Origin of the sequence: Mycobacterium sp. 5-140-3-2, assembly GCF_035666375.1 — a bacterium.
Classification (GTDB): domain Bacteria; phylum Actinomycetota; class Actinomycetes; order Mycobacteriales; family Mycobacteriaceae; genus Mycobacterium; species Mycobacterium intracellulare.
In genome coordinates, this window is sequence record NZ_CP142025.1 from 1,129,502 (window position 1) to 1,142,232 (window position 12,731).

Here is a 12,731-nt window from a genome sequence, read left to right on the forward strand (position 1 = left end):
CGGATGTCGGCGGTCGGCCAGACACCCTTCCCCCCAAGCTAGCCGGCCACCACGATCTCGATTTCGTCGCCCAGCGCGTATCCCGGTGTGAGCGGCAGGCTCTCACCGCTCCAGAACGAGCCGGGGTCAAACCAGTTCGAGTACTTCTCCGTGGCCATCAAACCCATTTCCTCGTAGGTGATGGCCACCGTTTCCGCGCAGTAGGCGGCCTCCAGGCCGAGGCGCTGGCGCTCCTTGCGCCGCAGCGTCGACTCTCGAACTTTCCTGTCCACGACCGGGATTCCGCGCGCCCAGTCGTACGCGTTCGGCAGGCGGCCGCGCAACCACCGGCCGGTCAGGCGCATGGTGGTCGGAAACGCGGTGCCGTCCATGCGGGCGATGACGCGCAGCAGCTTGTTCTCTTGCTCGCGGTTGGCCGGCGGCGTCAGCTGGCGCAGCCAGCACCGCTGGTGGTAGCGCTGGGTCCACTGCAAGACGGACTGCTGCAGATCGTTGAGTTGCACGCCGCGGTGGTTCGTCCCCGTCCACAGGTCGGCGAGCTTGTCACCCAGTTCGGCGTGCCAGATCAGCGGCGGCAAGTCGTCGATGGCCACCGTCATTCCCACGTGGTTCACCGGGGCGTTCGTCAAGGTCTGGATGGCACGGTCGGGTCCCGAACCGCCGCGAAACAGCCAAAGATCGCCCGTACGGGTCTCCTCGAGCGCTTGGTTCAAGGTGAGCATGGTTGTGTAAGCCCGTTCGCCGCTGCGGCTTTCGCCGGTCTCCTCGTCTCCTGAGCCCGCCTGCGCGTCGCGGTGCCGTGCCTCGCGGGCACACCAGTCAATCACAACCAGCGCGCGACGACGGGGACTACGCATAGCCTGGTCTCATGCGCAGTGTGTGGAAGTGGCTGGGACTGGCCGGTGCCGCCGGCGTCGTCGCCGGGGGCGTGCTGGTGGCTCGCGACCAGCGCAAGCGGCGCGCCTACACCGCCGACGAGGTCCGCAATCGGTTGCATCAGCGGTTGGCCGAATACGAAGGGGGAGGCCTTCAGTCCGGGCCGGGATCGGCCGAGGGCTCAACGGCGAACAACCGATAGCTGCCCGAAAAACCCTTCAGCTCGACGTCGCGGCCGCCGTCGAAACGGATGCCCTCGGACTCCGAAAGCGCGTCCCGCACCGGCTGACTCACCAAGATCTCGCCACCGGCGGCTTGTGCCGCGACCCGCGCCGCCATGGCGACATTGCGGCCGAACAAGTCATCGCCGCGGCGCACCGACCGTCCCATATGGATGCCGATCCGAACGCGAATCTCCTCGTGCCGCTTGCGGTTTGCATCCCTGCGCAACGCGCGTTGCAGGTCGATCCCGCAGCGCACCGCCTCTTCGGCGCGCGCGAAGGCGATCATGAATCCGTCGCCCTGACTCTTCACCACGTGCCCGGACCGCCGCTGCACCAGATCCGAGACCAGCTTGTCGTGCGAGCTGATCAGTTTGACCCACGCCCGGTCCCCGATGCGCTCGTTCAGCGCGGTGGACTCCTCGATGTCGGAGAACAGGATCACCACCCGGCCGTCCGGCGTGACCCGCGCGAGGTCGGGCCGTTCGACCTCGGCCCAGTCCGCGAGGTCTTCGATCGAGCTGCGCACCGCCGCCCCGAAGCCCTCCTTGCGCACCAGGTTGGCGGTGTTCCACACCGTCTTCACGGCTTCGCGGCCGCCCGACAGCAACCAGCTGCGGGCGTCGTTTCGCTGGCGCAGCTCGTCGAGCTCGCGCTGACTGCGCGCGAGCAGCTGCCACAGCACCACCAACCCGATGGCCTCGATCGCAGCAAACCCGGCCAGAATGTAGACCGAGACATGCAGCGCGTCACCCATGCCGGTCATCCTTGCAAGGCCGCGGTCCGGCTAGGTTGTCGGCCCTGTGAGCAGTGTCTAGGGTTGAGGCCGCCGGCCGCGGGTAGTGATCTCAGGGGCGTCCCATCAGGTGACTTTCGGGAGGAGCGGTTTTGGCCGACGGCGACGGTGATTCATCCGACCTGCTGGTGATCTTCGGAATCACCGGCGACCTGGCGCGCAAGATGACGTTTCGCGCCCTGTATCGCCTCGAGCGTCGCGACGAGCTACACCACCCGATCATCGGCGTGGCCAGCGACGACATCACCACCGAGCAGCTGCTGGACCGGGCGCGCGACGCCATCCAGAAATCCGGCGAGAAGTTCGACGACGCGGTGTTCGACCGGCTGGCCGGCCGGATCTCCTACTTGCACGGCGACGTCACCGATGCCGATCTCTACAAGCAGCTCGCCAAGGAGATCGATTCGGACGCGCATCCGCTCTACTACCTCGAGATGCCGCCGGCGCTGTTCGCGCCCATCGTGGAGAACCTGGCGAAGGCCGACCTGCTGGAGCGGGCGCGGGTGGCGATCGAGAAGCCGTTCGGCCACGACCTGGAGTCGGCGCGCGACCTCAACGCCCGGCTGCGCGCGGTGCTCGACGAAGACCAAATCCTGCGCGTGGACCACTTTTTGGGCAAACAACCCGTCGAAGAACTGCAGTACCTGCGCTTCGCCAACAACGGCCTGGCGAAGCTGTGGGACCGCGAGAGCATCTCCGAGATCCACATCACCATGGCCGAGGACTTCGGGATCGAGGACCGCGGCAAGTTCTACGACGCGGTGGGAGCGCTGCGCGACGTCGTGCAAAACCATCTGCTGCAGGTGCTGGCGCTGGTCGCCATGGAGCCCCCGGTGGGCGCCGGCGCCGACGACCTCAACGACAAGAAGGCCGAGGTTTTCCGGGCCATGCCCGCGCTGGACCCGGAGCGCTGCGTGCGTGGGCAGTACCGCGGTTATACCGAAGTCGCCGGCGTGGCAAAGGATTCCACCACCGAGACCTACGTCGCGCTGCGCACCGAGATCGACAACTGGCGCTGGGCCGGCGTGCCGATCTTCCTGCGCGCCGGCAAGGCGCTGCCGGAAAAGGTCACCGAGGTCCGGATGTTCCTGCACCATGTCCCCGGGTTTTCGTTCCTGCCCAACCGTCGCCCACCCGATCCCAACCAGATCGTGCTGCGCATCGACCCCGACCCCGGGATGCGGCTGCAGCTGTCCGCTCAGGTCGGCGATTCGTGGCACGACGTTCACCTGGACTCGTCGTTCGCCGAGGATCTCGGCGAGCCGGTACGCCCCTACGAACGGCTGCTCTACGCCGCGTTCAACGGAGATCGCCAGCTGTTCGCCCGCGAGGACGCCATCGAAGAGACGTGGCGGATCGTGCAGCCGTTGCTGGACAAGCCGGGTCGAATCCACCACTACGACCAAGGCTCCTGGGGGCCGGAGGCCGCCGAAGCGCTGGTGCGTGGCCACCACGCCTGGCAGGAGCCGTGGCTGCCGCGCAGCACGGCCACGAAACAGTAAGGAGACCAGGGACAGCATGCAGCTTGGGATGATCGGCCTCGGCCGGATGGGCGCCAACATCGTCCGACGCGTGGTCGCGGGAGGACATGAATGCGTGGTGTACGACCACAACCCCGACGCGGTGGAGGCGATGGCGGGGGAGGACAAGACCACCGGGGTGTCCTCGCTGCAAGAGCTCGCCGAGAAGATGACCGCGCCGCGCGTCGTATGGGTGATGGTGCCGGCCGGGACGATCACCACCGGGGTGATCGACGAACTGGCCGAGACACTCGAGTCCGGCGACATCGTCATCGACGGCGGGAACTCCTACTACCGCGACGACATCAGCCACGCAAAGACGCTGTCGGAGAAGGGCATTCACTTCCTGGACTGCGGCACCAGCGGCGGGGTGTGGGGCCGCGAACGTGGGTACTGCCTGATGGTCGGCGGCGACGACGAAGCGTTCGCGCGCGCCGAGCCGATCTTCGCCACCGTCGCGCCGGGCGTCGACGCGGCACCCCGCACACCGGGCCGCGACGGCGAGGTCGCGACGTCGGAGCAGGGGTACTTGCATTGCGGGCCGGCCGGCGCCGGGCACTTCGTGAAGATGGTGCACAACGGCATCGAGTACGGCATGATGGCCTCGCTCGCCGAGGGGCTGAACATTTTGCGCAACGCCGACATCGGCAAGCACGTCCAGGAAGGTGACGCGGAAACGGCGCCGCTGTCGAATCCGGAGTTCTACCAGTACGACTTCGACATCCCCGAGGTCGCCGAGGTGTGGCGGCGCGGCAGCGTCATCGGGTCCTGGCTCTTGGATCTGACGGCGATCGCCCTGCACGAATCCCCGGAGCTGAAGGAATTCTCCGGGCGCGTCTCGGACTCCGGAGAGGGACGGTGGACGTCCATCGCCGCGATCGACGAGGGAGTCCCCTCGCCGGTGCTGACCACCGCGTTGCAGTCGCGCTTCGCCTCGCGTTCGCTCGACGACTTCGCCAACAAGGCGCTTTCGGCGATGCGTAAGCAATTCGGCGGGCACGCGGAGAAGCCGGCGAACTGACCGAACTGGTCAGTGGCGTTGGACGAATTTCACCACGGCGTCGCTGAACGCGTCGTTGTCGTCGCCGGCCGCGGTGTGCCCGGCGTTGGACAGCTCGACGAACTCCGCGCGCGGCACGGTGGCCAGGAAGTGCCGAACGCCCTCGGGGCTCACCACGTCGGAGAGCTTGCCGCGGATCAGCAGGACGGGAATCCTCAGGTTCTTGGCGGCCTGCTCGAAGCTCTCGGTGCGCAGTTCGGGATCGTCGCCGGGCTTGGTCATGAACGCCGGGTCCCAGTGCCAGTACCAGCGGCCGTCGCGCAGGCGCAGGTTCTTCTTCAGCCCCTCGGGGCTGCGGGGCTTGCTGCGGTAGGGCAGGTAGGCGGCGACGGCGTCGGCCGCTTCCTCCAGCGACTCGAACCCCTCGAGGCCGCTGAACATGAAATCGCGGATGCGGGCGCTGCCGCCCTTCTCGAAGCGGGGCACCACGTCGACCAGCACCAAGCGGGTCACCTTCGCCGGGCCGGCCCGGTGCGCGGCGAGGATGCCGGTCAACCCGCCCATGCTCGCCCCGATGATCGTCACCGGCCGCCCGATCGCGTCCAGCACCCGAAGGACGTCGGTCGTCAACGTCTCGATCTCGTAGTCGGCATCGGGTGAGCGATCGCTGTCACCGTGCCCGCGGGAGTCCAGGGCCACCACATGCAAACCCTCGTCGGCCAGCCTCTGACCGGTGTTCTTCCACGAAAACCGGTTCTGGCCGCCCCCGTGCAGCATCAGAATGCTCGGCCGGCCGGCGGCATCGGTGCCCCGATTCCATTCGTCGGCGATCAGGGTGATGCCCTTGGCGCCGGCAAACTCAACCGTCTGGGGGCTGCTGCTGACGGTGCTCATGCGTCCTGACGTTACATAGGTCGCATAAGCACTCTTGCGCGGGTCGACGGCGCGATGACTTTCCGTGTTCGCGGGGGTCTGTCTGTCGAACCCCCACGAGCGACCCAGGAGGCCATGCACATGCCATCGATCACCCCGTCGTTATGGTTCGACGACAACCTGGAGGAAGCCGCCGGCTTCTACACCTCGGTGTTTCCGAACTCCCACATTGAGGGGCTCAACCGGACCACCGACGCCGGACCTGGGGAGCCCGGCACCGTCCTGTCCGGCAGCTTCGTGCTCGACGGCGCCCGGTTCATCGGGATCAACGGCGGTCCGCACTTCCAGTTCAGCGAGGCGGTCTCCTTCACGGTCCACTGCAAGGACCAGGACGAGGTCGACTACTACTGGGACCGGTTGACCGACGGCGGCGAGGAATCGCGATGCGGCTGGCTCAAAGACCGCTTCGGCCTGAGCTGGCAAATCGTCCCCGATCGGCTCTACGAATTGATCGGCGATCCCGATCGCGCCCGGGCGGCGGCCGCCACCCAGGCGATGTACGGCATGCGCAAGATCATCATCGCCGAGCTGGAACGGGCCGCGGAGGCGTCCGGCGACCCCGCGCGGTGATGACTCACTCTGACCGCGAAACCCCCTGAGGCGGGCCATATTTGACGAATATCCCGCGCCGGTCGGTGCATCGCGGAGTCCCACGGGTTAGGTTTGTCCGTGCGGACGCGCCGAACAGGAGTGGATATGGCGGACAACGCGAGATGACCGAGCCGCGGTGGATCGACGTGCCGGGGCCGCCCGGGGATCTCAAGGCGCTGACCTGGGGACCCGCCGACGGTCCGATCGCCCTATGCCTGCACGGCTTTCCCGACACGGCCTACGGCTGGCGCAAGATGGCCCCGCTCCTCGCGGCGGCGGGCTGGCGGGTCATCGCGCCGTTCATGCGCGGATACGCGCCCTCGTCGATTCCCGAGGACGGCAGCTATCACGTCGGGGCGATCATGGACGACGCCCTGCGCGTGCGGGCGGCCGCGGGAGGAACCGACCGCGACGTGGTGATCGGTCACGACTGGGGTGCGCTGGCGGCCACCGGCCTGGCCGCGATGCCCAACAGCCCGTTCACCAAAGCCGTGATCATGTCGGTGCCGGTCTCGGCCGCGTTCCGGGGGCAGGTGAGCGAGCGGGGCCGGCTGGCCCGTCAGCTGCCGCGCCAGTTGTTGCGCAGCTGGTACATGTTTTATTTCCAATTGCCTTTGCTGCCAGAGCGTTCCGCGCGCTGGATCTTGCCGCTGCTGTGGCGGCGATGGTCGCCGGGCTATCGCGGTGCCGACGAGGATCTGCGGCACGTCGACGCCGCGATCGGCACACCGGAAAGTTGGCGCGCGGCCCTGGGGACCTACCGGGCCACCCTGCGCAACACCAAGCCCCCGCAGCGGTACGCCGAGCTGAACGAGCGCTGGACCGAGGCGCCCATCCTGCCGAGCTTGTATCTGCACGGCCTCGACGACGGTTGCATGACTCCGGCTTTCGCGCACTGGACGGAAAAGGTGCTGCCACCCGGAGGCGACGTGGCCATCATCGATCACGCCGGGCATTTCCTGCAGCTCGAACAGCCCGAGAAGGTGGCCGAGCGGGTGCTTGCGTTCGTTGGCCCACCCGGCTGACGCGATGACTGCGCGCCGGATGGCGGCCGTCGATGCGCAGTTCTACTGGATGTCGGCGAAAATCCCCAGCGACGAGTTCCTGCTGTACGCCTTCGCCGGCGAGCCCGCCGACCTCGGCCGTGCCGTCGAACAGGTTCGCCGCCGGGCGAATGGTTGCCCCGCCCTGTCGGTGCGGGTCCACGACCGGTCCTTACTGAGGTATCCGCAGTGGGTTCCCGCTCGGGTGGTGTCGGAGCAGATCGTGCGCCACGAGCTCGTCGAGCGCGGCTGGGGTGCGTGCCTGGCGGCGGTCGCCGGCCTCGCCGACAGCCAGCTGGACGTTCGCCGGATGCCGTGGCGGGTGCACCTGTTCACGCCGGTGGACGGCATCCCGGGCGTCGACGGCCCGGGCGCGGTCGCGGTCGTGCAGCTCGCGCATGCGCTGGCAGACGGGGGTCGCGGTGCGGCGATGGCGGCCTGGCTGTTCGGCCGGGACGTTCCGGTGCCCGAGGTGCGACGGTTGCCGGCGGGGTTCCTGCCGTGGCGGGCCGTGCAGGCGGCCCGCGCCGACCGCCGCCGGGTCCGCGATATCCGCGCGGGCGTGCTGACGCCTGGTGCCGGGCCCCGCCCGCTGTTGCCGACGAATGCCCGCCCGAACGGCGCGCGCTCGGTGCGCACGCTGGTGCGTCCCCGCGCGCAGCTTCGCGGGCCCACGGTGACCGTCGGGGCTCTCGCCGCCGTGTCGACCGCGCTGTATCGACTGCTGGGACCGGGATCCGAGACGTTAGGGGCCGAAGTCCCGATGGCCAAACCCGGTGTGCCTCATGCCAATAACCACTTCGGGAACGTGGTCGTCGGGCTGTACCCACAGCTTGATCTGGATGCGCGGCTGCGGCGGATCGCGGCCGAGTTGGCCGATGGCCGGCGCCGGTTCGAGCATCCGGCCACGCGGACCGCCGACCGGGCCTTCGCCGCGGTGCCCGCACCGCTGTTGCGTTGGGGGATCAACCAGTTCGACCTCGACCAGCGTCCGACGCAGGTGGCCGGCAACACCGTGGTGTCCAGCGTTTACCGCGGCGCCGCCGACCTGAGTTTCGGCGGCGCCCCGGTGGTGCTGACGGCCGGATATCCGGCGCTGTCGCCGATGATGGGTCTGACGCACGGCGTGCACGGCATCGGCGACACCATCGCGATCAGCGTGCACGCGGCGGCCTCGGCCATTCCCGATATCGACGCCTACACGGCGCTGCTCGACGAGGCCCTTTAGCTATTGCGCGTCGCCGGATCTGGCCGCTTCCTCGCGGGTCAGGCCGACGGCGACGATGAGTTCTTCGTGCAGCTCGAACCACACCGTGTGGTAGGAGTCGACCAGCGGCCTGGCCAGCCAGGAGGTCTCCCCGGCCTTGATTTTGTCCAATGCCGCAGCAAGTTTCGTCGCGTAGGCATTGAGCCGGGGCAGTTGGGCCGCGGCGGCCTCGACGATCGGCACGGCGCGGGCGTGCACGTCGTCGAGGCGGGCGAGCACGGCGGCGTCGTACTCGGCGTCGTCGTGGGTGTTGGGAACGCCGCCGGGGCCTCCCCTGAGCTGCCAATCCGTCACGAGGCGCTTGAAGTCGGCGTTGACGGCGCGAAAGTCGTGGTACACGGCGGCCATCGCGCCCGCATCGATGCCCTCGCGCTCCTCGGCCAGCAGCGTCGCCAACCGGTCGCTGCCGGCGCGGGTGATCTGCACGGTTGCGCCCTCGGCCAGCAGGCCCGCCGCGGTCAGTTGCTCGACGATGGTAGTGATGTCGCCGGGATCGGCCCCCAATGTCGCGGCCAGATCGGTTCTGCTCACCCGGCCCTTGAGCCGGACCCCTTGCAGCACATCCAGTTCGGTCATGGCGCCGCCCCCGCGGCCAGCCGCAGCGCGGTCAGCATGACGATCAACGGGGTGGCCGAGACCACGTCGGTGTGTCCGCGGTCGATGGCGGCACGCACGGCGGCCTCGGAGTTGTCGTCCAGCCGCGGATGGTCTCCGGTGACGTGGGCGCGCAGCGGGCTGACGCGTCGCGCGATGTCGGCCAGCTCGCGCAGCTCCGGCGAATCGTCTTCCGACCACGCGGACAAGGCCAAAAGGCCTTCGCGCACTTCACCTTCGGCGCCATCGACGGTGATCTGTCTGCCTGCCAGCGACGCCGCCACGCCCTGGCCGCAGCCCACCACCGCCACCCGGCCCAATTCGCGGCTGACCACCGCCGCATGACTGGCGGCGCCACCCACCTCGGTGACGACGCCCTGCGCCGCCAGCATCCCCGACACGTCTTCGGGCCGGGTGTGATCGCGCACCAGGATCACTCGTTCGCCACGGTCGGCGGCACGCAGCGCCTCGTCGACGTCGGTGTATGCCGTGCCCGACGCCACGCCCGGGCAGGCCGGCAGCCCCTTGGCCAAAAGCGGCGCCGCCAAGCGTATTTCGGGCTGAAGCGCGGGAAGCAGTAGGGTCTGCACGTGGGCCGGGGTCACCCGCCGCAGTGTTTCCGCGTCGTCGATGAGTCCCTCGTGCCGCAGCTGCAGCGCCGTGCGCACCGCGGCCTGCGCCGACCGCTCCGCCGCCCGGGTCTGCAGCAACCACAGTTTGCCGCTTTCGACGGTGAACTCGATCTCTTGGACGTCGGCATCCAGCCGCTCGAGGGTGCCGGCGGCGGCGACCAGCTCGTCGTAGACGGCCGCCTGCTCGTCGCGCAGCGCGGTGATCGGTTGCACCTCAACCGATCCCGACACCACGTCGTCGCCCTGGCCGCCGGGGAGCCACTCGCCGAACGGCTCGTTGTCGCCGGTTATCGGATTGCGTGAAATGAATGCCCCGGCACCGGAATTGGGGCCGTAATTCCCGAACACCATGGCCTGGACGACCACGGCGGTGCCGTGCTGATCACCGAAACCGTAGTGGGTGCGGTAGGCGACCGCGCGGGGCGAGTTCCACGAGGCGAACACGGCCTCCACGCCGGCGCGCAATTGAGCGTACGGGTCGGACGGAACGTCGTGCTGCTCACCGCCGCCCACGATGCGGCGGTACATGTCGCAGAACCGCCGGCGGGTGTCGCGGGCGAACGTCGGGTCGCCCGCCGCCAACGCCTGCTCGACGTCGTCGTTGATGCCCAGGTCCAAGATGGTGTCCATCATGCCCGGCATGGACTGGGTGGCGCCCGAGCGCACGCTGACCAGCAGGGGATTCGGTCCCCGTCCGAACGTGCGCGAGGTCTGGGTCTCCAGCCAGCCCATCCGGTCGAGCACGTCGTCCCAGATGGCGTCCATCGTCGCCGCGGGGTCGGCGAGGTACCGCAGCCCCACCGCGGTGGTGATGCAGAAGGCGGGCGGCACCGGCAGCTGGTGGCGGCGCATCGTCTGGATGCCGTGGCCCTTGTTGCCCAGCAGTTCGCGCGGGTGGTTCGATGCGCCGTCCAGTAACACCACGGGATGCTCGGCACGCGTGGCCCCGCTCGACGCATGGCGGTGGGCGCCGCTACCTGATGCGGTGCGAGCCGTGGTGCACCCCCTTTGTGGACTTAGCTACCGATGCCGACGTCGGAACGCCCGCTATGTTCCCACACGTACCAGCGGATAAAGCGCCGTAGCTGCTCGGCGGCTCTTGTCTTGCCACCCGCCCCATGATCTAGGTTTACAGTTATGACTTCATATGACACGTTCCATGACGTCGGAGTACTGATCCTGCGGCTGGTGTTGGGCGTGACGTTGGCCGCGCATGGCTACAACAAGTTCTTCGGCGGCGGCCGCATCCCGGGCACCGCACGGTGGTTCGAGAGCATCGGCATGAAACCCGGAAAGTTTCACGCCACGGTGGCGGCGACCACGGAAATGGCCGCTGGCCTGGGCCTGGCGGCGGGTTTGCTCACCCCCATCCCGGCCGCGGGCTTCGTCTCGCTGATGCTGGTCGCGGCCTGGACCGTGCACCGCGCCAACGGCTTCTTCATCGTCAAGGAGGGCTGGGAATACAACCTGGTGCTCGCCGTCAGCGCGGTCGTCGTGGCCACGCTGGGCGCCGGGAAGTACAGCCTGGACTACCTGGTCTTCGGGAAGAACTGGATGGACGGCTGGCACGGCCTGCTGATCTCGGTGGTGCTCGGCCTGGCCGGTGCCATCGGCCAGCTGGTCATCTTCTATCGGCCGCCGGCCAAGCAAGCCGGCTAGCCACGGCGCCCCCCGCGCCGAACGTCGAGTTGTCGGGCCGACACGCCGGCGACGCGCGCAACTAGTCGACGCTCGAGGCCGCCACGGTCGCCGTGTCGGCCGCGGTCACCTCGGCCGCGGCGCGCTCCCCGGAGCGGATCGCGCCGTCGACCCACCCGCACATGACGGCCGAGCTCTCGGTGCCGGCCCAGTGGATGCGGCCGCAGGGTTCGCGCAGGGTGTAACCGAATTCGGTCAGCACGCCGGTGGGCGCGTGGCTGATCATGCCGCCGCCGGAATAGCGCTCCACCGTCCAGTTCTGTTCGTGGAATTCGCGGTAATCGTTCGCCTTGCTCCCGAAGCGGTCGACCAGCTCGCCGATGATGACCGCGTGGCGTTCCGCCTCGCCGAGCCTGCCGAGCCGTCGCGCCGCGGGCCCCTCGCTGATGACGCACATGACCCCCGGATTGCCCGTGTCGGTGCAGGCGTCGATGGTCAGCGTCGCCGGGCCTCCCGGCGCGGCCGACTGGCCGGACAGCCCGTCGGCCCGCCAGAAGGGCTCGTCGTAGACGACCGAGATCTTGACGACCGCGCCGCTCGGCATGCGCCGGTGCAGAAACGCCCGATCCACCGGCAGGGCCGGTTCGTAGGCGATCGACGTGGCGATCGCCAGTGGGATCGCCACGATCACCCGCCGCGCCCGCACCGTCATGCCCTCCGCGCTGACGGTGACGCCGTCGGCGTCCTGCGCGACCTGCCGGACCGGCCGCGACAGGTGCACCGCATCACCGAGCTCGGCGGCGATCTGTCGGTAGATGGCGCCCATGCCGCCGACCGGGCGGGCGTCCTGGGAGCCGCCCTTGCCGGAAATGGCGAACGTCGGGCCGCCGGCCGATCCCGTCTGCAGCAGCGCCCACAGCAACGACGTCTCGGATCCCGCCGAGGTGTACAGGCCGGACAGGGCCATGTCCAGCATTTGCCGGGCCGCCTTGGACAGCGTGTGCTTCTCGATCCACTCGCCCAGGCTGATCCGGTCCCACGCGGCGGCTTGCGTTGCCTCCCAAGGGGCTTCGCGCGGGAGCGTTTTGCACATTCTCTCGAACGACATCAGGGCGAGGCCCAGGTTGGTGACGGCCCACGGGCTCATCGTCCAGGGGATGGGGCCGCCGTAGCGGTGCTTCTTGCCGCCGACGATCATCATCGCGTCGCCGTCGTTGTGCTGCTTGTACTCGGGCACGCCGAACTCGTTCATCAGCGCGTAGATCCGGTCCTGGCCCGGGCCGATCCACGCGCCGCCGCGGTCGATCCACGTCCCGTCCGGGCGGGTCTCGGTGAAGGTGCGCCCACCGACCCGGTCGCGCGCCTCCAGCAAGGCCACCGATCGGCCGGCCCGCTGGAGCCGCAAGGCGGCCGTCAGGCCCGCGAATCCCGCTCCGACCACGCAATAATCGACGTCGGACATGGCCGGCTCCTCACCGTAGTCCCGCCCCAGCAGCAAACTACACCGACGGCGGCGTCCGCGACAGCGAGTTCACCCGGATTTCCGAGACGACGGTGTGGTCGGCGGCTCACGGAACCACGGGCACATGCCGGTTTTCGGCGGGGCCGTTGTTACCGAAC

General features: G+C 68.8%; 13 protein-coding genes. 7 read left to right on the forward strand and 6 right to left on the reverse strand.

The annotated features are described in order from the left end of the window. Positions 1-38: 38 nt before the first annotated feature. Positions 39-722: a hypothetical protein gene (locus tag P6281_RS05655; RefSeq protein ID WP_014384004.1), complete on the reverse strand. Its 684-nt coding sequence runs from the start codon at positions 720-722 to the stop codon at positions 39-41. Positions 723-868: 146 nt separating this feature from the next. Here P6281_RS05655 and P6281_RS05660 point away from each other — a divergent pair, with 146 nt between their 5' ends. After that, positions 869-1,078: a hypothetical protein gene (locus P6281_RS05660; protein ID WP_014381976.1), complete on the forward strand. Its 210-nt coding sequence runs from the start codon at positions 869-871 to the stop codon at positions 1,076-1,078. On the opposite strand, the gene P6281_RS05665 is transcribed toward P6281_RS05660, so the two are convergent. Then, positions 1,030-1,863, reverse strand: coding sequence for an adenylate/guanylate cyclase domain-containing protein (locus P6281_RS05665; RefSeq protein WP_009953429.1), 834 nt, complete (start codon positions 1,861-1,863; stop codon positions 1,030-1,032). The genes P6281_RS05660 and P6281_RS05665 overlap by 49 nt on opposite strands. Positions 1,864-1,985: 122 nt before the next feature. Between P6281_RS05665 and P6281_RS05670 the strand changes: the two genes are divergently transcribed. After that, complete coding sequence (locus P6281_RS05670) at positions 1,986-3,395, forward strand: glucose-6-phosphate dehydrogenase (RefSeq protein WP_014384005.1); 1,410 nt, start codon at positions 1,986-1,988, stop codon at positions 3,393-3,395. A gap of 16 nt (positions 3,396-3,411) precedes the next feature. Further along, positions 3,412-4,434 carry a phosphogluconate dehydrogenase (NAD(+)-dependent, decarboxylating) gene (gene gnd, locus P6281_RS05675; protein WP_009953426.1) on the forward strand — a complete coding sequence of 341 codons (1,023 nt, stop codon included), beginning with the start codon at positions 3,412-3,414 and terminating at the stop codon, positions 4,432-4,434. A gap of 9 nt (positions 4,435-4,443) precedes the next feature. On the opposite strand, the gene P6281_RS05680 is transcribed toward gnd, so the two are convergent. Next, positions 4,444-5,307: an alpha/beta fold hydrolase gene (locus P6281_RS05680; RefSeq protein ID WP_008254400.1), complete on the reverse strand. Its 864-nt coding sequence runs from the start codon at positions 5,305-5,307 to the stop codon at positions 4,444-4,446. Positions 5,308-5,427: 120 nt separating this feature from the next. Here P6281_RS05680 and P6281_RS05685 point away from each other — a divergent pair, with 120 nt between their 5' ends. From P6281_RS05685 to P6281_RS05695, 3 genes are all read left to right on the forward strand, one after another. After that, positions 5,428-5,916 carry a VOC family protein gene (locus tag P6281_RS05685; protein WP_043955617.1) on the forward strand — a complete coding sequence of 163 codons (489 nt, stop codon included), beginning with the start codon at positions 5,428-5,430 and terminating at the stop codon, positions 5,914-5,916. A 143-nt stretch (positions 5,917-6,059) separates the two neighbouring features. Beyond that, positions 6,060-6,962 (forward strand): alpha/beta fold hydrolase, encoded by a 903-nt coding sequence (locus P6281_RS05690; protein ID WP_324738643.1) that lies wholly within the window; start codon positions 6,060-6,062, stop codon positions 6,960-6,962. Between the two features lie 4 nt (positions 6,963-6,966). Continuing rightward, positions 6,967-8,208: a WS/DGAT domain-containing protein gene (locus tag P6281_RS05695; RefSeq protein WP_008254407.1), complete on the forward strand. Its 1,242-nt coding sequence runs from the start codon at positions 6,967-6,969 to the stop codon at positions 8,206-8,208. Here P6281_RS05695 and P6281_RS05700 read toward each other — a convergent pair whose 3' ends face one another. Further along, positions 8,209-8,823: a hypothetical protein gene (locus P6281_RS05700; RefSeq protein ID WP_008254409.1), complete on the reverse strand. Its 615-nt coding sequence runs from the start codon at positions 8,821-8,823 to the stop codon at positions 8,209-8,211. After that, positions 8,820-10,397, reverse strand: a complete 1,578-nt coding sequence (locus tag P6281_RS05705; RefSeq protein WP_008254411.1) for a pyruvate, phosphate dikinase — start codon at positions 10,395-10,397, stop codon at positions 8,820-8,822. Before P6281_RS05705 ends, P6281_RS05700 begins: the two co-directional genes overlap by 4 nt. A gap of 213 nt (positions 10,398-10,610) precedes the next feature. On the opposite strand from P6281_RS05705, the gene P6281_RS05710 reads away from it, so the two are divergent. Then, on the forward strand, positions 10,611-11,132 hold the full coding sequence (locus P6281_RS05710) for a DoxX family protein (protein WP_008254413.1): 522 nt from the start codon (positions 10,611-10,613) through the stop codon (positions 11,130-11,132). A gap of 61 nt (positions 11,133-11,193) precedes the next feature. Here the strand turns inward: P6281_RS05710 and P6281_RS05715 are convergent, their stop codons facing one another. Continuing rightward, entirely contained in the window at positions 11,194-12,573 is a 1,380-nt protein-coding gene (locus P6281_RS05715) for a flavin monoamine oxidase family protein (protein ID WP_324738644.1), read from the reverse strand. Positions 12,574-12,731: the final 158 nt, after the last annotated feature.